This is a genomic window from Massilia sp. W12, from assembly GCF_037300705.1.
Lineage (GTDB): Bacteria > Pseudomonadota > Gammaproteobacteria > Burkholderiales > Burkholderiaceae_D > JACPVY01.
In genome coordinates this window covers 1,173,677-1,197,761 of the sequence record NZ_CP147776.1, presented here as the reverse complement: position 1 = coordinate 1,197,761, position 24,085 = coordinate 1,173,677, and the positions used below count along the sequence as shown (strand labels likewise).

20 protein-coding genes and 4 tRNA genes are annotated in these 24,085 nt (G+C 59.0%); 8 read left to right on the top strand and 16 right to left on the bottom strand.

What is annotated here, in order from left to right; genetic code table 11:
- Positions 1-68: 68 nt before the first annotated feature.
- From V8J88_RS04945 to V8J88_RS04930, 4 genes are read right to left on the bottom strand one after another with little or no spacing between them, the layout of a single operon-like run.
- On the bottom strand, positions 69-557 hold the full coding sequence (locus V8J88_RS04945; protein WP_338848172.1) for a MaoC family dehydratase: 489 nt from the start codon (positions 555-557) through the stop codon (positions 69-71).
- Complete coding sequence (locus V8J88_RS04940; protein WP_338848171.1) at positions 554-1,015, bottom strand: MaoC family dehydratase; 462 nt, start codon at positions 1,013-1,015, stop codon at positions 554-556. Before V8J88_RS04940 ends, V8J88_RS04945 begins: the two co-directional genes overlap by 4 nt.
- Entirely contained in the window at positions 1,012-2,142 is a 1,131-nt protein-coding gene (locus V8J88_RS04935) for an acyl-CoA dehydrogenase (RefSeq protein ID WP_338848170.1), read from the bottom strand. The genes V8J88_RS04940 and V8J88_RS04935 overlap by 4 nt, the downstream gene beginning before the upstream one ends.
- A 9-nt stretch (positions 2,143-2,151) precedes the next feature.
- Positions 2,152-3,357 (bottom strand): acyl-CoA dehydrogenase family protein, encoded by a 1,206-nt coding sequence (locus V8J88_RS04930; RefSeq protein ID WP_338848169.1) that lies wholly within the window; start codon positions 3,355-3,357, stop codon positions 2,152-2,154.
- A gap of 129 nt (positions 3,358-3,486) precedes the next feature.
- Here V8J88_RS04930 and V8J88_RS04925 point away from each other — a divergent pair, with 129 nt between their 5' ends.
- Both V8J88_RS04925 and V8J88_RS04920 read left to right on the top strand, forming a co-directional pair.
- Positions 3,487-3,909: a CopD family protein gene (locus V8J88_RS04925; RefSeq protein WP_338848168.1), complete on the top strand. Its 423-nt coding sequence runs from the start codon at positions 3,487-3,489 to the stop codon at positions 3,907-3,909.
- 135 nt (positions 3,910-4,044) lie between these two features.
- Positions 4,045-4,119: transfer RNA gene (locus V8J88_RS04920), tRNA-Arg, on the top strand.
- A gap of 153 nt (positions 4,120-4,272) precedes the next feature.
- On the opposite strand, the gene V8J88_RS04915 is transcribed toward V8J88_RS04920, so the two are convergent.
- The 5 genes from V8J88_RS04915 to rnr all read right to left on the bottom strand — a co-directional run bounded on the left by V8J88_RS04915 (position 4,273) and on the right by rnr (position 11,300).
- Positions 4,273-6,510 carry a TOMM precursor leader peptide-binding protein gene (locus tag V8J88_RS04915; RefSeq protein ID WP_338848167.1) on the bottom strand — a complete coding sequence of 746 codons (2,238 nt, stop codon included), beginning with the start codon at positions 6,508-6,510 and terminating at the stop codon, positions 4,273-4,275.
- A gap of 82 nt (positions 6,511-6,592) precedes the next feature.
- Positions 6,593-7,240, bottom strand: coding sequence for a YceH family protein (locus V8J88_RS04910; RefSeq protein WP_338848165.1), 648 nt, complete (start codon positions 7,238-7,240; stop codon positions 6,593-6,595).
- Between the two features lie 11 nt (positions 7,241-7,251).
- Complete coding sequence (cysE, locus tag V8J88_RS04905; protein ID WP_338848164.1) at positions 7,252-7,983, bottom strand: serine O-acetyltransferase; 732 nt, start codon at positions 7,981-7,983, stop codon at positions 7,252-7,254.
- A 65-nt stretch (positions 7,984-8,048) separates the two neighbouring features.
- On the bottom strand, positions 8,049-8,789 hold the full coding sequence (rlmB, locus tag V8J88_RS04900) for a 23S rRNA (guanosine(2251)-2'-O)-methyltransferase RlmB (protein WP_338848163.1): 741 nt from the start codon (positions 8,787-8,789) through the stop codon (positions 8,049-8,051).
- A 27-nt stretch (positions 8,790-8,816) separates the two neighbouring features.
- A complete protein-coding gene (gene rnr, locus V8J88_RS04895; RefSeq protein ID WP_338848162.1) occupies positions 8,817-11,300 on the bottom strand; it encodes a ribonuclease R in 2,484 nt (827 codons plus the stop codon).
- A gap of 216 nt (positions 11,301-11,516) precedes the next feature.
- On the opposite strand from rnr, the gene V8J88_RS04890 reads away from it, so the two are divergent.
- The 3 genes from V8J88_RS04890 to V8J88_RS04880 all read left to right on the top strand — a co-directional run bounded on the left by V8J88_RS04890 (position 11,517) and on the right by V8J88_RS04880 (position 11,878).
- Positions 11,517-11,601: transfer RNA gene (locus tag V8J88_RS04890), tRNA-Leu, on the top strand.
- Between the two features lie 50 nt (positions 11,602-11,651).
- Positions 11,652-11,736 (top strand) — tRNA-Leu (locus V8J88_RS04885).
- A 57-nt stretch (positions 11,737-11,793) separates the two neighbouring features.
- Positions 11,794-11,878, top strand: a tRNA-Leu gene (locus V8J88_RS04880).
- A gap of 85 nt (positions 11,879-11,963) precedes the next feature.
- Here the strand turns inward: V8J88_RS04880 and V8J88_RS04875 are convergent.
- The gene (locus V8J88_RS04875) at positions 11,964-12,851 is read right to left on the bottom strand and encodes a LysR family transcriptional regulator (protein WP_338848160.1); all 888 of its coding nucleotides are present in this window, start codon (positions 12,849-12,851) and stop codon (positions 11,964-11,966) included.
- A gap of 99 nt (positions 12,852-12,950) precedes the next feature.
- On the opposite strand from V8J88_RS04875, the gene metE reads away from it, so the two are divergent.
- Positions 12,951-15,236, top strand: a complete 2,286-nt coding sequence (gene metE / locus V8J88_RS04870; protein WP_338848158.1) for a 5-methyltetrahydropteroyltriglutamate--homocysteine S-methyltransferase — start codon at positions 12,951-12,953, stop codon at positions 15,234-15,236.
- A 10-nt stretch (positions 15,237-15,246) separates the two neighbouring features.
- On the opposite strand, the gene V8J88_RS04865 is transcribed toward metE, so the two are convergent.
- Genes V8J88_RS04865 through cobT form a run of 3 tightly spaced genes read right to left on the bottom strand, consistent with a single transcriptional unit; the run spans position 15,247 to position 17,677 of the window.
- Positions 15,247-15,825, bottom strand: coding sequence for a histidine phosphatase family protein (locus V8J88_RS04865; protein WP_338848157.1), 579 nt, complete (start codon positions 15,823-15,825; stop codon positions 15,247-15,249).
- Positions 15,822-16,619: an adenosylcobinamide-GDP ribazoletransferase gene (locus V8J88_RS04860; RefSeq protein WP_338848155.1), complete on the bottom strand. Its 798-nt coding sequence runs from the start codon at positions 16,617-16,619 to the stop codon at positions 15,822-15,824. The genes V8J88_RS04865 and V8J88_RS04860 overlap by 4 nt, the downstream gene beginning before the upstream one ends.
- Positions 16,616-17,677: a nicotinate-nucleotide--dimethylbenzimidazole phosphoribosyltransferase gene (gene cobT / locus V8J88_RS04855; RefSeq protein WP_338848153.1), complete on the bottom strand. Its 1,062-nt coding sequence runs from the start codon at positions 17,675-17,677 to the stop codon at positions 16,616-16,618. The genes V8J88_RS04860 and cobT overlap by 4 nt, the downstream gene beginning before the upstream one ends.
- Before the next feature lie 196 nt (positions 17,678-17,873).
- Between cobT and V8J88_RS04850 the strand changes: the two genes are divergently transcribed.
- Together V8J88_RS04850 and V8J88_RS04845 are read left to right on the top strand one after the other, a co-directional pair.
- Positions 17,874-18,629, top strand: coding sequence for a transporter substrate-binding domain-containing protein (locus tag V8J88_RS04850; protein WP_338848152.1), 756 nt, complete (start codon positions 17,874-17,876; stop codon positions 18,627-18,629).
- 376 nt (positions 18,630-19,005) lie between these two features.
- Positions 19,006-19,323, top strand: a complete 318-nt coding sequence (locus V8J88_RS04845) for a hypothetical protein (RefSeq protein ID WP_338848151.1) — start codon at positions 19,006-19,008, stop codon at positions 19,321-19,323.
- 25 nt (positions 19,324-19,348) lie between these two features.
- Here V8J88_RS04845 and V8J88_RS04840 read toward each other — a convergent pair whose 3' ends face one another.
- Genes V8J88_RS04840 through V8J88_RS04830 form a run of 3 tightly spaced genes read right to left on the bottom strand, consistent with a single transcriptional unit; the run spans position 19,349 to position 23,942 of the window.
- Positions 19,349-19,606: a hypothetical protein gene (locus tag V8J88_RS04840; protein ID WP_338848150.1), complete on the bottom strand. Its 258-nt coding sequence runs from the start codon at positions 19,604-19,606 to the stop codon at positions 19,349-19,351.
- Position 19,607: 1 nt separating this feature from the next.
- Positions 19,608-22,790 (bottom strand): efflux RND transporter permease subunit, encoded by a 3,183-nt coding sequence (locus V8J88_RS04835; RefSeq protein ID WP_338848148.1) that lies wholly within the window; start codon positions 22,788-22,790, stop codon positions 19,608-19,610.
- 15 nt (positions 22,791-22,805) lie between these two features.
- The gene (locus tag V8J88_RS04830; protein WP_338848147.1) at positions 22,806-23,942 is read right to left on the bottom strand and encodes an efflux RND transporter periplasmic adaptor subunit; all 1,137 of its coding nucleotides are present in this window, start codon (positions 23,940-23,942) and stop codon (positions 22,806-22,808) included.
- Between the last annotated feature and the right edge of the window lie 143 nt (positions 23,943-24,085).

The following is a 24,085-nucleotide window of genomic DNA, read 5'->3' as shown; positions in this document are numbered from 1 at the left end:
GCACCGGGACGGGGTGATGCGGGCGCCACAGACACAGCTGTGGCGGCATTGCGGATACTCTGGCCTGCTTAACTGTCAGCAGCCTGCCACATCACGCGCGTCAGCATTTCCGCCACGCACACCGGCTTGCTCAAATCGCGCGCTTCAATCAAGACCTGCCAGCTTAATTGCGCGCCGCCTTCGATTTGCTCCACCCCGCCTAATGTGATGTGCGCGCGCACATGGCTGCCGGCGCGCAAGGGGCTGGGGAAACGCACCCGGTTCAAACCATAGTTCAAACCATAGGCCACCCCTTCAAAGGCGATTAATTCCTGCATGAAATGTGGAACCAGGGACAAACTCAAAAAACCATGCGCAATCGTGCCGCCAAACGGGCTGGCGGCGGCGCGCTCGGGGTCGGTATGTATCCATTGCTGATCGAGGGTGACATCGGCGAATGCCTGGATGCGCGCCTGGTCAATCAAAAACCAATCCGAGCAGGCTAACTCTTGCCCGATCAATGCGGGTAAATCAGCGCGCTTCAACACGCGGGCCGGCATGGGGGCGCGGGCATTCATATCTTCTCCTGTGTCGGGCGACGGCCTATCATGCCTTTGCTGGTGATGGTGGCGACTAATACGCCGTCTTGATTGTGAGCTTGCCATTCCCAATGCACGATGCCGCGATCAGGTTTGGATTGTGAAGCGCGTACATCCAGGGTGTGCGCAGTGACATGCAAACGGTCGCCGGCGCGCACCGGCGCCAACCAGCGGATCTGGTCTATGCCGGGCGAACCCATGCTGGCGGAATCGCCTAACACCGTATCCACCATTTGCCGCATCATCAAGCCGCAGGTATGCCAGCCGCTGGCGATGATGCCGCCGTAAATCGAGTTGGCCGCCGCTGCCGGATCGATGTGAAAACTTTGCGGATCATAGCGCCGCGCAAAGGCGTCCAATTCATCCGCTTCCATCCCGCACCAGCCGGCGTCGATCACCTGTCCCGGCTGAAAATCTTCAAAATACCAGGTCATCATGCCTCCTGCGCGCTGCTGGCGGCAAAGCGCGCCAGATGCCAATCGGTGTCGCCCAGGCTGATTTCAATCATGCTCAAGCGCTTGAACCAGTGCGCGGCTTGCAATTCGTCTGTCACGCCGATCCCGCCATGCAATTGCACCGCCTGCTGGCCGATAAAGCGCGCAGCCTGGCCGATGCGCGCTTTGGCGGCGGAAACCAGGCGCGCGCGCGCCGCGCCGCTGGCTTGCGGCGCTTGCGCACAGGCCAGCAAATAAATCGAGTGCGCCTGCTCCAGCTGCATATACATATCCGCCAGGCGGTGTTGCAGGGCTTGGAATTTGCCAATCGGGGCGCCGAATTGCTGGCGGGTTTTGACATACTCCAAGGTCGCATCAAACAGCGCGCGCATCGCGCCAAACGCTTCTGCGCACAGCAAGAGGCGGGCGAAATCGGCCCCGCCTTGCAACAGCGCCCAGCCGCCGCCAGCCTGTCCCAACAAGGCGGAGGGCGGCAGGCTGACTTGTTCAAACAGGATATCGGCGGCGCGCATGCCGTCCAGGGTGCGGTATTCGCGCCGGCTTAAACCGGGGGTGTGGGCCGGTACGAGAAACAGGCTGACGCCATCTTCATCATGCGGCGCACCATTGCTGCGCGCCGAGACAATCAGGTAATCCGCCTGCGCGCCGTGAATCACCACGGTTTTTTCGCCATCCAGCACAAAGCCTTCGTCGCTGACATCGACGCGGCAGGCGATGTGCTGCAAATCATGGCGCGCGGCGCGCTCTTGCCAGGCCAGGGCGCATTTCACCTCACCCTGGGCGATGCGCTGCAAGACGGCTTGCTGGCCGCCGGCTTGCTGCAACAGCCAGGCCGCGCTGATGGTGGCCCAATACGGCTCAATCAGCAAGGCGCGCCCGGCTTCTTGCATCACCAGCCCCAGATCAAACAGATTGCCGCCCAGGCCGCCGGCCTCTTCCGGCACAGCCAGGGCAAGCAAACCAAGCTCACTCAAGCCCTGCCAGGCGGCGTCCGAGACGCCGGCGCCGTGGATGATGGCGCGGCGCGCGGCGAAGTCATATTCATGCTCAAGCCAGCGTGCAAAGGCTTCGCGCAGTTGTTCCTGTTCCGTGGAGTAAGTAAAGTCCATCGCCGCTCCTTACAGGCCGAGAATCAATTGACTGATGATATTGCGCTGAATTTCATTCGAGCCGCCATAGATTGAGGCTTTGCGGAAATTCAGATAGCGCCCGGCCAGTGCGGCGGCATCGGCAAAGCCGGTGTGCGGCGCCTCTGCCCTGCCCTCCAGATAATCCGGCTCAAACGGCAAGCCATACGGGCCGATGGCTTCCATTTGCAATTCGTAAATCGCCTGTTGCAGCTCGGTGCCGCGCACTTTGAGCAGCGAGGCTTTGGCGTCCGGCCCCTGATGCTGGCTGCACAGGGTGCGCAAGACGGTCACTTCGAGCGCCATCAATTCAATTTCCAGGCTGGCCAGTTTGGCCGAAAACAGCGGATCTTGCAGCAGCGCGCGGCCATGGTTTTGCTGGCGCGCGGCTAAGCGTTTGAGCGCGGCCAGATCGTGTTTATAGCGCCCGATCACTGCGATGCCGGTGCGCTCATGGCCGAGCAGATATTTGGCGTAAGTCCAGCCGCGATTTTCCGCGCCGACCAGATTCTCCAGCGGCACTTTGACGTTATCAAAGAAGACTTCATTGACTTCGTGCTCTTCGTCCAGCATATGAATCGGGCGCAGCGTGATGCCGGGGCTTTTCATATCAATCAGCAAGAAGGAAATTCCCTCCTGCTTGCGGGCTTGCGGATCGGTGCGCACCAGGCAGAAAATCATATCGGCGTGTTGCGCCAGCGTGGTCCAGGTTTTTTGTCCGTTGACTAACCAATATTGGCTGCCGTCTTGCCCGCTCACTTTTTCAGCGCGCGTGCGCAACGAAGCCAGATCGGAGCCAGCCCCCGGTTCGGAATAGCCCTGGCACCACCAATCTTCGCCAGACAGAATGCGCGGCAGATAGTGTGCTTTTTGCGCGGGCGAGCCAAACGCCATAATCACCGGCCCCACCATATTCACGCCGAAGGGCATGATGATGGGCGCGCCGGCCTGTGCGCATTCTTCTTCCCAGATATGGCGGCGGATCGGATCCCAGCCTGTGCCGCCGTATTCCTGCGGCCATGAGGCGCCGACCCAGCCTTGGGCGGCGACGATGGTATGCCAGCGTAAATAATCTTGTTTGGATAAGCGCAGGTGCAAATGCACTTTGTGCGCCAGTTCAGGGGGTAAGGCGCGCGCGATGAAGGCGCGCACTTCGGTGCGGAAAGCCTGGTGTTCGGGGCTGTATTGCAGATCCATGCGGTCTCCCGGAGCATAAAAAAGCACGGTTGTTCTGTTATTTTCGATTGATTGTACTTGATTTCCATGCGCGGCTCGCGCTTTCGTTACAATAGGCGCGCTTTTTCACTGCCCTCTTCAAGGAATATCATGCTCTGGATCAAAGCTTTACACATCGTTTTCGTGGTCTCGTGGTTTGCCGGCCTGTTTTATCTGCCGCGCATCTTTGTCAATGTGGCGATGGAAGAAAACGCGACGTCGCGCATGCGTTTGTACATCATGGCGCACAAGCTCTACCGTTTTATGACGATTTTGTCAGTGCCGGCGATTGGTTTCGGCATCTGGCTGTGGGCCGGCTATGGCATCGGGCGCGGCCCCGGCAATGGCTGGCTGCACGCCAAGCTGTTTATCGTGGCCCTGATTCTGGGCTATCACCATGCCTGCGGCAGCTTATTGAAAAAATTGATGGCTGGAACCTGCACCCGCAGCCATACCTGGTTCCGCTGGTTTAATGAAGTTCCGGTGGTATTGCTGTTGCTGGCGGTGATTTTGGTGGTGGTGAAGCCGTTTTAAGGAATGCGGAGTTTGCGCGCGCCCGGCAAACGGTTTTGCCCGGCGCGCGCCTGATGGCGCATTGCGAGATCCGGCCGCACAAACCGGGAATCAGCCGGCAAATGCACTATAATTGCCAGCAGCTTTTGGCGCGGCCTCCCCGTAGTACAATGGATAGTACACATGCCTCCTAAGCGTGGGATACAGGTTCGATTCCTGTCGGGGGGACCATAACAGCAATTCACAAAAAGACAGGCGCGCAGGCCGGGTTGAGCGTAGCGATATGCCGGCGTCCGACACCGCTGGATACGCAAAGCAATCCGGGTGCGCACTGCCAGACCGGCAACAATCATTCCATCGCCTTAAAACCAGCCAGCCCCGCGCTTACAAAAACAACGGCGCCGGATTCAATTCCTCTTCGCGCAAGGCGCGCTCGCGCCAGCCCATCGCCAAGGGCACATCATATAAACGCCCGGCGTCAAAGCGCGGCCAGAAATGGCGCAATCCCGGCGCCGCCACTTGCACCACCGATAAGCCGATATCGGGACGGGTTTTATCGAGCAGCAGAAAATCCAAGCCGGCCTTGCGGCATGCGTCCAGGCAAAATTCCAGATCCTGCAGCAAATCTTTGCCCCCGCAGCTCGGCAGCTGCGCAGCCTGATGCACGCCCTGTCCCTGCAAAAAGGCCGGATCGCCCAATAAAGTCGCATCCCAGGGCTGCAGTTTTTCATCTTCCGGGTCAAATAACTGATTCACTTCGGTCAAGGCGCGCTGCAAGGCCAGATGTGCGCTCAGATGACAGCCGAAACCGATGGCATAACGTCCGCTGCTTTCTTTATACGCCAGCGCAGCACAGACGGAGATGCCCAGATCATGCGTTAAATCCAGCGCCCACAAGCGCCAGCCCAGCGCCGCATATTCCTGCTGCAAACGCAGAAAATAGGGATCGCCAAAACTGGCCAGATCAATTTGCGGCAGGGCCAGACGGTTGTACCACCAGATCGCGGTGGCGTCGCGCTCCACCAATTCCAAAAAGGCTTGCAAAATCGCTTCTTCCAAGCCATTGCCGGCGGCTGCGCCGTTCGGATTGTGTATGCCGTAGGCGCTGCCGGATGCGGGCGGCGCCTCAGCGTAGCAATAGGTCAGCGGCAACCAAACCTGGCTGCGCGTCAGCAGCGACCAGGCCGGCGTCCAGTCAATTTCGGTCTCTTCGGTGAAAACCTGCGGCACCTGGCGCCGGCGGTCTTGGGTGGCGGCATTGATTTGCTCGCGCATGGCATATTGGCGCGCGCTGAATTGCTGCAGTTCATTAAAATGCAGCGCCTGAGCGCCTTCCGCACGCAAGTCGGCCAGACTGGCGCGGCGGCGCAACTCATCGCCCTGATACACCCCGCTGTAACGCTCCAGCGCTTCACACAGTGCGCTGGCGCGGGCCTGCTCATCACTCTGTCCCTTGCCGGCGCAAATTTTATCGAAGCTGTTGTCTGCCGGCATCTGCTGCGGGCTGACCAGATAGCCGGCCACATACACTTTGCGCAAACCGCTGTGACGGCGCGGCATCGGATGCAGATAGGCCAGCGGCCCGCATACCGGATTGACCAGATGTTTGTATTGTTCCCAGGTGGCGCCGGGGTCGCGCTGGCGGTAGCCGCCATCGCGCAGCAATTGCCCGCCCACATGCTGCAGGCGCGGGGCCTGCTGCGCCTGGCGCGCCATCCAGCCGGCATCGCCGCAGGCCGGACATTGGGGCCGCGCAACCAGGCGCTGGCGCTGCTGCGTAAAGCTGGCGAAATCAAACGCCAGCAGATGATCTTTGAGCGGAATCCGGTCTTGCTGGGTGTGCAGCAATTGCGCTGCCGCCGCCGCCAGCATGGCGTAAGCGGCTTGCAGGCTGTGCGGCGTGACGGCGCATGGCGCTTCCATTAGGTCTTGCGGCGCGCCGGGTGCGCGTTGCAAAACTTTTTCCAGCGGGCGGTTATGTCCTATCCAAAATTGCAGGCAATGCGGGCAAGACCCGAATTGCGGATGCAAAAGCGGCCCGATCAAGGCTTGTGCGCCATTCGGTTTGCAGGGCAAGGCAACGCGCCCGGCGGCCTGCAGCTCGTGCGCTGCGCGCAGCAAATCGGGATCAAGATAATCGCTGCACAACACAATCACGAAGCGCGCCTCTTGCTGCAGCGTCAAACCGGCTTGCTGTAACTGCGCACGCAACAGTTCAGGGGCCAGCGTCTGTCCCTGCGCCCGGGGCAGGATGTGCAAAGCGACTTGCGGCTGCCGGCTGGCGGCCTGCATGCCATCCGCACCCAGCAGGTTCCAGAATGCAATCTGCTGCGGCGCGGCTTGCAGTTGCGCGGCCTGCTGCGCATCGAGCGCCAGCAAATAACCGGCTTGCGCCAGCTGTTCCAACATGGCCAGCGCAGTATCCGCCGGCGCATCCAGTCCGGCCAGAAGCGCTTGCACGCTGCGCTGGCCGTCAATCGCTTGCAATAATGCGCGCAGATGTGGCGCGCTTAAGCTGTTGCGCTTGCGCTCACTTTGCAAAATCACGCGCGCCGCATCCAAGGCGTGCAGGCGCAGCTCAGGTTTGAAGGCGGGAATCAGGGCGGGATCGGTGAAAAACATGCGTATCCTGGTTGTGCAAAAAACGCCGCCGGCATGGCCGGCGTTCGTGTTTGAGGAAAGCGGCGCGCAAACGGCGCCTGATTCATTCAAATTGTTTTTTGAAATCAGCGAATTGTTGGCGCAGTTCCGCCACTTCGGCGCGCAAGGCGGCGACTTCCTGCTCCAAACTGGAGCGCAGTTGCGCCGGGCTGCTGCGCTCCGCCACCAGCATTTCCTGTTGCAAAGCGGCTTCGCCGCACAGGGTGTGGCCGTAGCGCACTTCCTTGGTTCCGGGCGCCAGCGGCAGTTTCACCACCAGCGGCGGATATTTATCCTGCAAGAACTGGAGCGCTTTTTCGACATCCGCCAGGCTGGCGAATTCGTGCATGCGCGTGCTGCGGCTGCGCAATTCGCCGGCGGTCTGCACCCCGCGCAACATCAAGAGCGTGAGCACACACAGTTTGTCCGGCTCCAAACTCCATTTGATGCGCATGCGATGTTCATATTTCACCACGCGCGCGCCGGCTTGCTGCACTTCCGAGACCAGTTTTCTTTGCTTTAAGCCCTGCAGCACATCGTGCACCGTGGATTCGGATAATTCCATCACCGGATCGCGGCTGGTGAGCTGATTGCAGCCATTGGTTAAGGCATTGATGGAAAGCGGGTAATTATCGGGGGTGATGGCTTCTTTTTCCGCCAGCACCGCCAATACGCGCACTTCAAAAGGGCTGAATTCTTCTTGATCACTCATCTCACGCCTCCTCAATCCACCATTTTACTGATGCGCTCGGCATCGAAATCCTGGCATGGCGGCGGCACTTCCTGACAGCAAATGCCAGCCGCCTTCATTTGCGCAATCATGGCGTTGATGCGCGCTTCCTGCAGCGCCAATTGCTCCAGCATGCCGCGCATGGCCTTGGACATCGGATCATCGCCGGTCACGCCATAAGCGACAAAGGCATGATCGCCCTTGGGTTGATCTTTTTGCACCAGATGCGCAGGATTGCCCACCGCCGTCGCGCCTGCCGGGACAGGCTTGACCACCACCGCATTCGAGCCGACTTTGGCGTAAGCGCCGACGGTGAAGCCGCCCAGCACTTGCGCGCCGGCGCCGATAATCACCCCCTGCTCCAGCGTCGGATGGCGCTTGGCGCCCTTGGTCAGACTGGTGCCACCCAGCGTCACGCCCTGGTAAATAGTGCAATCGTCGCCGATTTCCGCCGTCTCGCCGATCACCACGCCAAAGCCGTGGTCGATGAACACGCGGCGGCCAATGGTGGCGCCGGGATGGATTTCAATCCCGGTCAAGACCCGCGCCAGGTGGGAAATAAAGCGCCCCAGCCACTTCAGCCCATGCCGCCAACACCAATTTGCGCGCCTGTGCATAATCAAGGCGTGCAAACCCGGGTAACACGTCAACACTTCCCATGCCGTACGGGCGGCGGGGTCGCGTTGCATGATGTTGGCGATATCTTCCCTGATGCGGCTGAACATGGCTTTCCTGTATCAATAAGAACGGATATCCATCTTACTGTTTTAGCGCATTTTCTGCACATGCCTCATGCACGCGCCATGCGTTGCCGGCGCGCTTCATACAGGCACACGCCGGAGGCCACCGACACATTCAGGCTTTCCACCGCGCCGGCCATCGGAATCGATACCAGCAAATCGCAGGTTTCACGGGTCAGGCGGCGCATACCCTCGCCTTCTGATCCCATCACAATCGCGCAGGGGCCGGCAAAATCGGCCTGGTATAAATCCTGCGGCGCATCGTCAGCCGCGCCGATCAACCAGATATCGCGCTCTTTCAAGTCGCGCATGGTGCGCGCCAGATTGGTGACGGTGATGTAAGGCACGCTGTCAGCCGCGCCGCTGGCGACCTTGATCGCCGTCGCATTCAGGCCGACCGCGCGGTCTTTCGGCACAATCACCGCATGCGCGCCGGCGCCATCGGCCACGCGCAGGCAGGCGCCGAGGTTGTGCGGATCGGTGATGCCATCCAAAATCATCAGCAAGGGCGGGCCTTGCACCATGTCCAGCAGCTCATCCAGATTGCGCGCCAATGACAGCGGTTCAGCATTCGCCACCACGCCCTGATGGCGGCGCGTGCCCACCATCTGATCCAGGCGCACGCCCTCCGCCATAATCACACGCACCCCGGCGGCTTTGGCTTGCGCCAGCAAATCCAGCATGCGGCGGTCCTGGCGCTGCGCTTCGACATAGATTTCCTCAATACTGGAAGCAGCATGACGCAGGCGCGAGGTTACGGCGTGAAAGCCGAAAATAAATTTGTTTTTCATTCCATCAATCCTTGTTGCGCGTTGTGATCAACGCTTTTTACTGCTTTTTGCCGCTTTGCGCGGGCTTTTAGCCACCGCGCGCGCCGCCGTTTTTCCATTTTTACCGCTCTTGCCGCCTTTCGCGCGGCGCGCCGGCAATTCCGCTGCGAACAGCTCTTCGTCCTTGGCCACGCGGGCGTTGCCACGGGTTTGCGGCACGCTGGCTTTCCGCCGCATGCGCGCCAGGCCGGCGCGTTCCTGATCCTGCGCCGATTCGCCCGGCTCCACCAGTCGCAAATCAATTTTGCGCGCTTCCAGATCAACGCGCGAGACCTGCACCGTGACCCGGTCGGTCAGCTGATAGCGCTTGCCGGTGTTTTCCCCGCGCAAATCATGGCGCGTCTCGTCATACACGAAATAGTCATGTCCCAAATCGGAAATGTGCACCAGTCCCTCGATAAACAGCGCATCCAGCTGAACAAACACGCCAAAGCTGGTGACGCCGGAAATGGTGCCGGAAAATTCCTCGCCGAGTTTATCGCGGATGAAATAACACTTGAGCCAGGCTTCCACATCGCGGCTGGCCTCGTCCGCGCGCCGCTCATTCGAGGAACAGTGCAAACCGAGCGCTTCCCAGATGGCGTGTTGATCGTCCTCTGCGTGTTTCGGCTTACCCGGCTGGACGGGCTTGTCTTTATTTTCTTTGCCGTCTTTGCCGCCTTTGTTTCTGCCGCGCCCCGGCATGGTGGTGTTCAAAGCCGCCGCATCAATGCCCTGCGGCTGATAATGGCTGCCGGCCAGCACGGCCTTGATCGCACGGTGCGTGAGCAAATCGGGGTAACGTCTGATCGGGCTGGTGAAATGCGCATACGCTTCAAACGCCAGACCGAAATGGCCGATATTGTCCGGGCTGTACACCGCCTGCTGCATCGAGCGCAGCAACATGGTTTGCAACAACACTGCATCCGGGCGCGGTTTGATTTTTTCCATCAATTCGGCATAGTCGCGCGCCGTGGGCTGCTCGCCGCCGCCCAAGCGCAAGCCCAATTGCTGCAGGAAGTTGCGCAAGAGCGTGAGTTTTTCCTCAGATGGCCCGGCATGCACCCGGAACACGGTTTCCTGCCCGTTGCGCAGCAGGAAATCGGCAGCGCAAACATTCGCCGCCAGCATGCATTCCTCAATCAAGCGGTGCGCGTCATTGCGGGTGCGCGGCAGAATTTTTTCAATCTTGCCGTTCGCATTACAGACAATATAGGTTTCGGTGGTTTCAAATTCGATCGCGCCGCGTTGCGCACGCGCCTTGTGCAAGGCCTGGAATACGCCGTACAAATGATTCAGCTGCGGCACGATGGCGGCGCGTTTTTCCGCTTCCACACCCTTGCTGTTGCCCAAAATCGCAGCCACTTCGGTATAGGTCAGGCGCGCGGCGGAATGAATCACCGCCGGGTAAAACTGGTAAGCCTTGACTTCGCCCTTGGCCGAAATCACTGCGTCGCACACCAGGGTTAAGCGGTCCACCGCCGGATTCAGCGAGCACAGGCCATTTGAGAGTTTTTCCGGCAGCATCGGAATCACGCGGCGCGGGAAATACACCGAGGTGCTGCGCGCCAGCGCATCGTGATCCAGCGGCGCGCCCGGTTTCACATAGTGGCTGACATCCGCAATCGCGACGATCAAACGCCAGGCATTGCTGCGCGCAAATTTGACCGGTTCGCAATAGACGGCATCGTCAAAATCGCGCGCGTCTTCGCCATCAATCGTAACCAGCGGCACATCGCGCAAATCCACCCGGCCCGTCAAATCGCCCGGCACGACAATTTCCGGCAGCGCGGCGGCCTGCTTCAGCGCGCCTTTGGAAAAGACATGCGGCACGCCGAATTTGCGCACCGCGATTTCAATTTCCATGCCCGGATCATCCACCTCGCCCAGCACTTCGACAATTTTGCCGACCGGCTGGGTGTAGCGCGAAGGCTGCTCAACCAGCTCGATGCTGACAATCTGTCCGGCGCGCGCCTTGCCGGGCGAACCATATACAAGAATGTCCTGCCCGATGCGCTTATCTTCCGGCGCCACCAGCCACACCCCGTTATCCTGCAGCAAACGGCCAATCACATGGGTGTTGGCGCGCGCCGTGACTTCGACAATCGTGCCCTCTGGCCGCCCTTTGCGGTCCATGCCGGTAACCCGCACCAGCACCTGATCGCCGTGCAAGACTTTTTGCATTTCACGTTCCGGCAGAAACACATCATCGCTGCCGTCGTCGGGCAGCAAAAAGCCGAAGCCGTCGCGGTGGCTGCTGATGCGGCCGGCAATGAAGTCATTCTGTTCAACTAAAGAGTACAGACCGCGCTTATCGCGGCGTAACTGGCCATCGCGCTGCATTGCCTGCAAGCGGCGCAATAGACCATCGTGGATTTCACTGGAAACGCCGAGCGCATCGCTCAATTCGTCCAGATTCACAGGATTGCGCTGCAAGCGCAGTATGCCGAGGATATCTTCCCGGCTTGGGATAGCATATTTATGGTAACTCACTGTATTTATTATTGCTTTGACATATAATCATGAGCCGCAAGTGTACCGGAGTTGTGGCTTGCGCGCCGCGCTTTTTTTGCAATCCCGCTGCAGATTTGCCTGTAAAACATAAAAATTTCCTGGATTTGCTTGCAAAGCGCCTGAAACGCTATATAATTTCAATCTTTCGCGACGCCGCAAGCGCTGCGAAAAAACATCAAAGCAGCTTCCAGCATCGCCCACGTGGCGGAATTGGTAGACGCGCATGGTTCAGGTCCATGTGCCGCGAGGTGTGGGGGTTCGAGTCCCTCCGTGGGCACCAAGCGATGTGAAGCAGCTGTTTTCTGATGCAAAAGCAATGGTTTTTGATATGCCCACGTGGCGGAATTGGTAGACGCGCATGGTTCAGGTCCATGTGCCGCGAGGTGTGGGGGTTCGAGTCCCTCCGTGGGCACCATCACCGCAACACTGTAAAGTGTTTTCATCAATCTCCCGGCTTTTGCAACAGATTTATGCCCACGTGGCGGAATTGGTAGACGCGCATGGTTCAGGTCCATGTGCCGCGAGGTGTGGGGGTTCGAGTCCCTCCGTGGGCACCAAAAATCCGGCAATTAGAGCGCAACTGGAAACAGTCGGCGCTTTTTTTGTTTGTGCGCACGCTTTTTCAGCGCCAGTTTTCCGCACTCACATCTTGTGCTCGCGCGCCAGTTTGATGAAAGCCTGCAACCAGGCCACCTCCACATCCGCGCCGCGAATCCCCAGAAAAATCTGCTTGCTGATGCCCTGCTGTCCCAGCCGCACCGCTTTGATCGGCAATTTTTGCGCATATTCCTGCACCAGCCACAAAGGCAAGGCCGCCACGCCGCGCCCGCTGGCCACCATTTGCATCATGATGTCGGTGGTCTCAATGGTTTTATGGCGCAAAGGGGCGCAGGCTGCCGGCAGTAAAAATTGATTGTAAATGTCCAGCCGCTCAATCGGCACCGGGTAGGAAATCAGGGTTTCGCTGCGCATTTGCTGTGGCGTGATCCAGCTTTGCGCAGCAAAGGGATGTTGCGGCGAGATCGCCAGCACCTGCTCGTAATCAAATACCGGGACAAACTGCAAACCCTCGCGCGCCGGCGGGTCGGGCGTCACCAGCAAATCAATCTCCTCACTTTCCAAGGCCGCCACGCCGCCGAATTGAAATTTCTGGCGCACATCCAAATCCACCTCCGGCCAGGCTGCCAGATACGGCGCCACCAGTTGCAGCAGCCACTGATAGCAGGGGTGACACTCCATCCCGATCCGCAAATAGCCGCGCAAACCTTGCGCGTATTGGCGCAACACCTGTTCCGCATGCTCAAACTGCGGCAATAAGCGCTGCGCCAGACTCAACAGATGGCGCCCGGCTGGCGTCAGATGCACACTGCGTCCCTCACGCAACCAAAGCGCGCAACCGGCATGCTGTTCCAGTTTTTTCACACTGTGACTTAAAGCGGATTGCGTCAGACACAAGGCAGCAGCGGCGGCGGTGAATGATCCGGTGCGCTGCACTTGCATGATGATTTCCAGATGATGTCGCTCCAGCATCGCCCTATCCATGAAAAAATTTGATTGATTGATGAAATAATACCATTTTTATTCATGCAAAGAACTGACTAAGATGTCCCCATTCACAAGGAGGCAATCATGGTCATCACCCACAATCTCGGCTATCCGCGCATGGGCGCGCAGCGTGAATTGAAAACCGCACTGGAAAATTTCTGGCAAGGCAAACAGGACAGCCAAGCCCTGCTGGATTGCGCAGCGCAATTGCGCGCGCAACATTGGCGTCAGCAAGCGCAACTGGATTGGATTCCAGTGGCCGACTTTTCGCTTTATGACCACGTTTTGGACACCAGCTATTTGCTGGGCAATCTGCCTCAGCGCGCCTATGCGCATGGCGACGGCTTGCCGGCCTACTTCCGCGCCGCACGCGGCGCACAAGATGCCTGTTGCAATGTGGCGGCGGCGGAACTCACCAAATGGTTTGACACCAATTACCACTATCTGGCCCCGGAACTGCAAGCAGACAGCCATTTTTCCCTGCACCCGGAATTATTACTGGCGCAAATTGAACAGGCGCAGGCCGCCAAACTCCCGCTCAAGCCAGTGTTGTTAGGCCCTGTCACTTATCTATGGCTGGGCAAATCGCGCGACGGCAGCGACAAAATCAGCCTGCTGCAAACACTGCTGCCGCGCCTCTTGCCGCTGTATGCCGGGTTATTGGCGCAACTGGCTGCGCGCGGCGTGCAATGGGTGCAGATCGATGAGCCGGTTTTGTGCCTGGAGTTGGAAGATGAATGGAAACTCGCACTGCAATCCGCCTACGCACAGCTATGCGCGGCGCCGCTGAAGATCATGCTGGCCAGCTATTTTGAACGCCTGGGTGAAAATGCAAGCCTGGCCGCCAGCCTGCCCTGCGCCGGTCTGCATGTCGATGTCGCGCATGATCAGAGCGAATTGCCAGCGCTGCTGGCGCAATGGCCGCAACAAAAGATACTGTCCCTGGGCGTGATTGATGGCCGCAATGTATGGAAAACAGACTTGCATGCGGTGCTGGCGTGGCTGGAGCCGGTCGCGCGCATGCTGCCCGAACGCCTCTGGATCGCGCCCTCTTGCTCGCTGCTGCATACGCCACAGGATTTGACGCTGGAACAGGATTTGCCGGCGGAAATCTATTCCTGGCTGGCGTTTGCGCGGCAAAAACTGGAGGAATTGCAGATTCTGGCGCAAGCCATCAATCATGGCCGCAGCCGGGTGCAAGAAGCGCTGGTGGCCAACAGCGCGGCGATTGAGCGCAGACGCCATTCGCGCCTGATTCACAACCCGCAGGTGCAAGCAGCGCTGGCCAGCCTCACCCCGGCGATGGCGCAAAGACAGAGTCCGTTTCCACAGCGCGCCGCGCTGCAGGCCGGCAAGCTGCAACTGCCGGCCTGGCCCACCACCACGATCGGTTCTTTTCCACAAACAGCGGAAATCCGCCAGGCGCGCAGCCACCACCGCCAGGGACATATCGACAGCGAGGAATACCGCCGCATCATGCAAGCGCAGATTGCGCACTGCGTGCAAGAGCAGGAAGCGCTCGGGCTGGATGTGCTGGTGCATGGCGAAGCTGAACGCAATGATATGGTGGAATATTTCGCCAGCCATCTGCAGGGGTACGCCATTACGCAACACGGCTGGGTGCAGTCGTATGGCTCGCGCTGCGTCAAACCGCCGATTTTGTATGGCGATGTCAGCCGGCCACAGCCGATCACGCTGGAATGGATCAGCTACGCGCAAAGCCTGAGCGCCAAACCGGTCAAAGGCATGCTGACCGGCCCCGTCACCATGCTCAACTGGTCGTTTGTGCGCGACGATCAGGCGCTGGCGCAAACTTGCCGCCAATTGGCGCTGGCGATCCGCGCCGAAGTGCTGGACTTGGAGCGCGCCGGCGTTGGCATCATCCAGATTGATGAAGCCGCGCTGCGCGAAGGTCTGCCGCTCAAGCGCAGCGCCTGGCGCGACTATCTGGAGTGGGCAGTGCAAGCCTTTCGCATCAGCGCCAACGGGGTGCAGGACGCCACCCAGATCCACACCCATATGTGCTATTCAGAATTCAATGACATTATTGAAGCGATTGCCGCGCTGGATGCGGATGTCACGACGATTGAAAGCGCACGCTCAGATATGGAGCTGTTGCAATCTTTCGCCAATTTTGATTATCCGAATCAACTCGGCCCCGGTGTGTACGACATCCATTCGCCCAACATTCCAAGCGTGAGTGAAATGGAAGAATTGATGCGTCTGGCGGCGCAACGGATTGCGCCCCAACGCCTGTGGGTGAACCCGGATTGCGGCCTGAAAACCCGGCGCTGGGAGGAAGTCCGCCCGGCGTTGCGGAATATGGTGCAAGCCGCGCAACGCCTGCGCGCGCAAACCCTGGCGGCGTAACAGCCTGAAACTAAGGCGGATAGGGCAGCGTCAGCAAGGCGCCAAATTCCGGTCGCCAGGCGCTGTCGAGTGCCGCTTGCGCCAGCTGCGCAGCTTGCTGCAGTGTGGGATCAGCGCACTGCGCCGCCAACAAGCGCATCGGGCCGCCGTGACAAACCACGATCGCCCCTTGCGGGAATTGGCGGCGTAAATCGCGCCAGGCCAACAATACGCGCTGCGCCATATCGCACAGCGATTCGCCGCCGGGCGCGGCGAAATGCACAGGATTTGCCGCCCATTCATCCAGCGCTTGTTTGCCGATCTGCTCCCAAGTCTTGCCATCCCATTCGCCAAAGTCGATTTCCTGAAAGCCCGGGGCCAGGCTGTATGGCGCCGCGCCGCGCGCCGCTTGCACTGCCAGCGCCAGACGGCGCGCGCGTAACGCCGGACTGCTCAGCAAGGGCAGCGGCGGGACTGCCGCCAAGTCCGGCAAACAGCGCGCCAAAGCCGCTTGCAGCGCCTGTTCTGTCACATCCAGCTCAGTGCGGCCATAACACAAGCCGCTGCCCTCGACTTGCGGATGACGGATCAAAAACGCCTGCGCCATCATTCGCAACACCAGGGCAGGTGCGCCAGCAAACCCAGATAACAACAGACCTCTGTCACCTGCTGCGTGGCGCCGAGACAGTCGCCGGTATAGCCGCCGATTTTGCTCAGCATGCGGCGCGCCATTTCCAGTGTCGCCAGCACCACCAGCGCCAGCGCGCACAGCAATTGCGGCGCGCTGAAAATGCCGCTCTGCCACAGCAAAGCCAATGGCAGCAAAACAAACAGCGCAGCGCAGGCGAATTCCGCATGGCTCATTTGCTGCGCCAGCGGTTTGGCCTTGCCCTCCCCTTTCACATATTGCATGCGCCAAATCAGACTGCAGGAAGCCAGGCGCGAGAGCGGATGGGCCAGCAAAATCGCGCCCATGCCCTGCAAGGGTTGAAATTGACTGAGCGCGCCGATTTTGCACGCCAGCAGAGTGAAAATGCCAATCGCGCCAAACGCGCCGATGCGCGAATCCACCATGATTTCCAGTGCGCGCTCGCGCGTGTAAGCGCCGCCAAAGCCATCGCACATATCGGCAAAGCCGTCTTCATGAAAGGCCCCGGTCAGCAATAAACCGGCGGCCCCGGACAGCAAAACCGCCAGCAAAGGATTGAAGAAAGCGCACAGCAGGCCATACAAAGCGGCCAGGATCAGGCCGAGCAACAAGCCGACCGCAGTGAAATAGCGCACCGAATGCTGCAGCCAGGATGGCTCAAAGCCGACCCAGGCCGGCGTCGGCATGCGCGTGAAAAACTGCAGGGCGATGAAGAACAAGCGCACTTGCAGCGCCAGCCAGCGCAAGAAGCTCATGCCGGGTCCAGCTTGCCGCTCACGCCGGCGCTGTCAAAACTGGCCATCTCAGACAGGAAGGCGCAGGCCGAATACAACAGCGGCAAGGCGAGCGCCGCAGCGGAGCCTTCGCCCAGGCGCAGACCGAGTTTTAGCAAAGGTTGCACGCCAAGGAAATTGAGCATGGCGGCATGTCCCGCCTCGTCGGAGCAATGTGAAAAAATACAGTAATCGAGAATCTGCGGGGCCAGCGCATGCGCCGCCAGTAAGGCGCTGGTGACGATAAAGCCATCCACCAGAATCAATTTGCCGGCTTGCGCCGCGCCCAGCATGGCGCCGCAGAGCATGGCGATTTCCAGCCCGCCAAAGGTTTGCAGCACAGCCAGCGGATCGCGCCGGGGGCCGTGGAATTGCAGCGCGGCTTGCAACACCGCCAGCTTATGCGCCACACCGGCGGCATCCAAGCCAGTGCCGGCCCCGACGCACTGCGCCAGCGGAATTTGCGTGAAATGATGCATCAACAGCGCCGCGCTGCTGGTGTTGGCGATGCCCATTTCCCCCAGCAATAAGAGGTTGCCGGGCTGCGCCTGGGCCAATTGATGCCCGCAAGCCAAGGCCTGCTCACATTCAGCCGGCGTGAGCGCCGCTTCACGCGCAAAATTGCGGCTGCCCCAGGCGATTTTATGGGACAGCAAACCGGGACGCGGCCCGAATTCATGCTTCACGCCGGCGTCCACCACCTGCAGCTGGCAACCATGCTGACGCGCAAACACATTCACTGCGGCGCCGCCGGCCAGATAATTTTCCACCATCTGCCAGGTCACGCTTTGCGGAAAAGCCGACACGCCCTCTTCCGCGATGCCATGGTCCGCAGCAAACACCAGCATGCCGGGCTGGGCAATGCGCGGCTGCTCTGTTCCGAGCACCAGACCGATTTGCAAAGCCAGCGCTTCCAACTGTCCCAAACTGCCGGGCGGCTTGGTTTTATGGTCGATCAGATGCTGCAATCGCTGCGCCAGTGCGGGCGCGTGGCGCGCCGGAATCTCCCATAATCCTGCGGGCATAGGCTGTGCGCTCATCAGACTTCCTCTTCAAGTTGGCAAGGGGGCAGTGTAGCGGGACGGATTTCCGCCTGTCAAATTGCTTGTGTGCGACTTGTTTCAATGCTATCGCACGGTTTGCCCTTTATGCGCCGCACTTGAGCTTTGGCCGTAAATCGCAAATACTGGCAAAGAGCCGCCAGCATCCGCCGGCGCGCAGAATGGGAGCTTGCACTTGAAGTCACTCACCGTCTTGCAAGGCCGCCGTCTATTGCTCGCCTCTGGCCTGGCTTGCCTGCTTCCTGCGCAAGCGCGCGGCCATGTCTTGCATGTGGCGGCGGCTGATTTCCCGCCCTGGAGCGGGCCGACGCTGGCGCATGGCGGGGTGTTATCGCAGATTGTCCGACTGGCCCTGCAAACCCAGGGACTGGGCTTGCAACTGCACTTTCTGCCCTGGGCGCGCGCCTTGAGCGAGGTGCAATCCGGCCTGTTTGACGCCTTGCTGGCCTTGCCGCCGCGTGAAAACGACGCCGCGCTTGCCTATTCCCTGCCGATCGCGAATATGCAACCGGGCTTTTTCAAACAACAAAGCCGGCAATTCAATTGGCAGGAATTGAGTGAATTAAAGTATTTCAAAATCGGCATTGTGCGCGGCTATCCCCTGCCGCCCGCCCTGGCCGGCTTGCAGCTGAATACGTTTGACAGCCTGGACGACGCCACCAGCCTGCGCAAGCTGGCGCTTGGCCGGCTTGATCTGGCGCTGGTGGAAAAACACACGGGCCATTGGCTGATTGCGCGCCGGCTGGCGGATTCACGCATCCCGCTGGATTGGCATGCCGCGCCGCTGGAGCAACAGGCGCAACATCTGGCCTTTTCGCGCAAACGTGCCGGACACCAGCAGTTTTTGCAAGCCTTCAATCTGGGCATGCAGAAAATCCAGGACAATGGCCGCCTGGGCGCGCTGCTGCGGCAAGCCGGGCTGGCGCTGTGAGCACTGCGGCTGGCTGACAACAGGCGCAAAAAAAATCCCGCACCGCCTGCCTTGCTCTTGGCAAAAAATAGGATATTCTCAAAAAGCTTGGCCAGCGTCTTGTCTTCCTGACCAAGTTCCTGCTGAATTGCCCGCCTCCATGCAAGCTGTCGGGGTCAGAGAATCTTCGCGATAAATCTGCAGGCAGGGAATGATTTTGCCGACTTTGCCGCGCCCGGCCGGGCTGTTATGCAACAAGTCGATGAAATATGCCCCGTTCTGCCGTTTGCGCAGTCGGTTTTTTCTGATACCCGGGCTGCCAGCCCGGCACGCTGCAGATTTCCCGTGTTTACACCAGGTTTGAATGATCGCCACTTGTCTGACAGGAGTTATTGAAATGAATACTTTAAGCCAGGAGCAAGAAAACCACGCTGATATGCGCAACCCCGATCTGATGCCGCCTGTGCTTGTGCTGACCGAATTGAATCCGGCCAATATCATCGAAGGCGTGATGCGTGACGATGGATTTCAGACTGAAGATGAGATTCAAACCTGTGGCGCAATGCGCGAAACCTGCCCGTATTGCGAAGATCAGCATCTCTTGCTGGTGCTGCGGCAGCGTTCTGTAAAAGTGGCGCATTTGTTTTGCCCGCAATGCACCCGCTGCTACCACGCCAGCTATCAGGATGGCAGCCCGGCGCTGGCGCTGATTTAAGCGGCAGAGGAGACATTCAGCATTATCAGGTTTTATGCATCCGGTTATCATGCAATCTTATAAGGGTATTCACCAGCGCTATATTTCTTATAAGAAATAAAAATTGGATTCCCGCCGGATACGCGCGCATAATGCAAACCGTCTCCTCTATTCTCCTCCTGGAAATAGATTCAAAGCCTGCCGAACCGGTGGGCTTTTTTTTTGCCTGCGCGCCCGCATCCAAAGCTGAATCGCCACCAAAGAAAAAGGGCCGCACCAGGCGGCCCCAACTGCTTCCCTTCATATTACGCGGTTTGACGCCGGCCAAACATCCATAACACCATGCGATAGCAGAAACGCAGCATCAGCAAGGTCAAAATCGCTTCGACAAAAGTTTGCATGAAGGCCAGAAACGGATTGCGGCGCATGGCGCGCATTTTGTATTTGGCGATGGCCCCATCCCGGCTCTTTTCAATGCTGTCGTAAAAGCTGGGGATCACCAGCAGCGTCAACAAGGTCGAGGTGATAGTGCCGCCGATAATCGCGACGGCCATCGGGGCGTAAAACTCGCCGCCCTCGCCCGCGCCGATGGCCACCGGCATCATGCCGGCGATCAGGGCGAAGGTGGTCATCAAAATCGGACGCAAACGCATACGCCCCGCATACATCAAGGCTTCTTCACGCTCCATACCCCTTTCTTCTTCACGGCGGGCGCAATCGAGCAGCAAAATCGCATTCTTGGCCACCAGACCGGCCAACATGATGATGCCGATGAAGCTCATCAAGTTCAGCGTGTGGCCGGTCAGCTTGAGCGCAATCACCACCCCGATCAAAGACAGCGGCAGTGAAAGCATGACCGGAATCGGCGCAGTGAAGGAGTCGAATTGCATCACCAGAATCAAATACATCAGCGCAATCCCCATCACCAGGGCAATCCCCATTTCGCTGAAAACTTCATTCTGGGTTTGTGAATCGCCGCCCAATTCCACGCCAAAACCGGGCGGGAATTTGATGGTTTTGGCCAAGGCCACCGCATCTTGCGTGATTTCACCCGGCGAACGTCCTTCCGCATTGGCGGACACGGAAATGGTGCGCTTGCCGTTTTTGTGCGCAATCTTGGCCGGGCCTTTGCCGATGCTGATATCGGCGATTTGACTCAGCGGAATGCTGTTGCCCTGGCCGATGGAAATCGGCAGACGTTCGATGTTTTCCAGGCTGACCCGGTCTTGCGGATGCAGGCGCACCGCCACGTCGCGCGTTTCGCCCGATGGATCAATCCAGTCGCCCACTTCGACCCCGGCAAACGCCACCCGCAAGGCTTGCGCCGCATCATTCGCCGATACCCCCAGGGAATTGGCCAGACCGCGCTTGAGTTCGATTTTCAACTCATCTTTCGGCTCCAGCTCAGACAAACCGACATCGGCGGCGCCTTTGACTTTTTTCAAATCGAGCATGAATTGGTCGGCGATTTCATTGAGCTTGCGCGCATCCGGCCCGTAAAACTCAATTTGCACCGGTTTGCGCGCGCCATTGTTCAAATCATCCAACACCACATACTCCGCGCCAACCAGACCTTTCACACGTTCGCGCAACTCCGCCGCCACCACTTGAATGCTGCGCCGGCCCGTGGTGCTCTTGCCGATATCGACATACACCCGGCCGCCGCCGACAAAAATCACGCTGCTGGTAGCCTTGGTTTCCGGAATGCTGCGCGCCATCGCCGCCGCGCTTTCCACCTTGGCGCGCGCATATTGCACGCTGGCCGAGGACGGGGTGCGCACTTCAATCAACATCTGGCCATAGTCGGATTTGGGCAAAAAGCTGCTGCCGCCGGTTTTAATCTGCAACACAATCGCGCCGGCAAAACAGGCTACCGCAATAATGGCCATCAAAATCCGGTGGTGCAGCGCCCAGGCAATCACTTTCTGATAGCCGTGCGACAAACTGTCGAACCAGTGATTGAAACGGTCAAGCAAGCCTCCCAAGCCGGTTTTCTTTTGCTCATGATAGCCGGGCGGGTCGCCCCAGTAGGCCGAGAGCATCGGATCCAGCGTGAAGGAAATCGCCAGACTCACCAGCACGGAAGCCGCCACTGTCAGTGCAAAGGGACGGAACCACTCGCCCGATTCGCCAGACATAAAGGCCACCGGAATAAACACCGAGATAATCGAGAATGTGGTGGCGGCCACCGCCATGCCGATTTCCGCCGTGCCTTCGGCGGCGGCGCGTTTGCGGTCTTTCCCCATATTCAAGTGACGCACAATGTTTTCGCGCACCACAATCGCATCGTCAATCAACACGCCAATCGCCAGCGAAAGGCCGAGCAGGGTCATGAAGTTGAGCGTAAAGCCGCACAGCCAGATGGCGATGAAAGCGGCAATCGCCGAAGTCGGCAATGACAGCGCAGTAATCAGCGTCGAGCGCCATGAATTGAGGAAGATAAATACCACCAGCACCGTCAAAATCGCGCCGTCAATCAGCGAGCGGGTCACATTGTCGAGGCTGTTTTGCGCTTCCTCGCCGCCATTGCGCGTGACTTCAAGCTTGGTGCCGGGGACAAACTCCTGATTCATTTTGTCGATTTCCTGCAGCACCCGTTTGGCCACCGCCACCCCGCTGGCGTCGCGCGCACGGGTGATGAAAATGCCGACATTCGGATTGCCATTGCGCAGGCTGTAACGGTTCAGATCGGCAAAGCCGTCCTGAATGGTGGCGATCTGTCCCAGGCGCACGACATCGCTGCCATTGCGTTTCACCACGACTTGTTCAAACTCGCGCGGGTTTTCAATCCGCCCCACCAGACGGATGCTTTTTTCATCCATCGTGCTCTTGATTTTGCCAACCGGCGCAGTCGCGTTCTGATCGCGCAAAGCCGCCACCACTTCGCCCAGCGAAACATTGAATTCATGCATCTTCTGGGTGCGCAGCAAGACGCTCAATTCGCGCTTTAAGGCGCCGCTTACTTCCACCAGGGACACGCCGGGAATCGCGCGGAAACGATCCGCCAGCTTATCTTCGGCAATCCGTGAAATTTCAGAATGGCTCTGGCTGGTCGAGGCAAACGAGATTTGCACCAGCGGCTCGGCGCTTGGATCAATCCGCGTAATGACCGGCTCGCGCATTTCGGTTGGCATTTTGTAGCGCACCGAGGAAATGCTGTTGCGCACCTCCTCGCTGGCTTCGACCATGTTTTTCGAGTAATTGAAGAAAATCACAAACTCAGCAGAGCTGTCCAGCGCAGCCGATTCGATTTTATTCACGCCCGGCACGCTTTGCAGGGTCTTTTCCAGCCGGTTCAGAATCTCACGTTCAACCGCTTCCGGCGACGCGCCGGGATAGGCGATTTCGACTGCGATGATGGGCTGTTGCACATCCGGAATCTGGTTGACGCGTAATTTTTTCAAGGCCAGCAGGCCCAGAAACATCAAGGTGATGATCAAGACCAGGGTGGCGACCGGGCGCCGGATACTGAAGTCAGATAAAAACATGTATCACTCCCGCAATCAGCGCGCGCTGGCCGCAACAGATGCGGAAGCTGAGGCGGAAGCTGAGGCCGGCTGCGGCAAGCCGAATTTCAAGCTTTGGCCATCGCGCACATTGCTGCCGGGATTGCGCAAGACTTTATCGCCTGCCTGCAAGCCGGCCTTGACCGCCCATTCGCCGCTGCGCATATCGCGCTCACCCAATTGCACCGTGCGTTTTTCCAAGCGCGCCCCATTCACCAGCCAAACCCAGCTGGCGTCGCCGCTTTTAACCAGCACATTTTCCGGCAAAGTGACAATCCGGGTCTGGCTGTTGGATTCAATCCGCCCTTCTGCAAACAGACCGGCCACCGCCGGCGCCTTGCCTTCAAAGCTGATCTGCAAAGCGACTTGACGGGTGACGCTGTCAGCACTCGGATCAATCCGCTTGATCACGCCGGAAAATTCATTCTCAGCATAGCCATTCACTTTAAAGCTGACTTTCTGGCCGACTTTGAGCTGCCCCACTTTGTCAGCCGCAACCAGACCTTCAAAGCGCATGCTGGAGGGGTCAAACACCTTGAGCAACTCCTTGCCCAGCATGGCGCTGTCGCCGACCGAGGATTTGCGGTCGCTGACGATGCCGTCAAACGGCGCGCGCACTTCGGTGCGGGTAAGCTGCTGGCGCGCCTGCACTTCATGCGCACGCGCCGCCGCCAGATCATTTTTCGCGCCATCGCGCCGCAGTTCAGCATCTTCCAGCGCCTGATTCGAGGTCATGCCCGAAGCGCGCAAGGTTTTCTGACGCTCCAATTGCCGCTCCGCTTGCAACAAGGCTTGCTGCGCCGCGCGCACGCCGGCTTCAGCGGCGCGCAGGCTGTCGCGAATCGCGGTGTCATCCAGGCGCATCAGCAAATCGCCGCGCTTGACCACATCGCCATTGTCTTTCAAGACTTGCAACACCATGGCCGAGACTTCAGCGCGCAAATCGGCGCGCTTTTCCGGAACCACCGAGCCAGTCACCACCGGGCCGCTGACCAAGCTGCCCAACTTAACCTGATGGATGTCTTCATTGACGATGGTGAGCACTTGTTCGGCTTCTTTGGTTTTTTTCTCTTCTTGCGGCTTGCAAGCAGCCAGCGCAAGCAGGATTGCTGCGCAAATTATTCGGTGCGACATCAAAATCTCCGGGAATGAAATGAGGCAGGCATTCAGTCAAACCGTGCAAGCTTACCAAAAGCGCGTGGAATCTGTGTGCTGATGCAGCATTTTCCTGTTTTTTTTCTGATGGCTTTGCGGCAAGGCAATATAAAAAGCGGTTG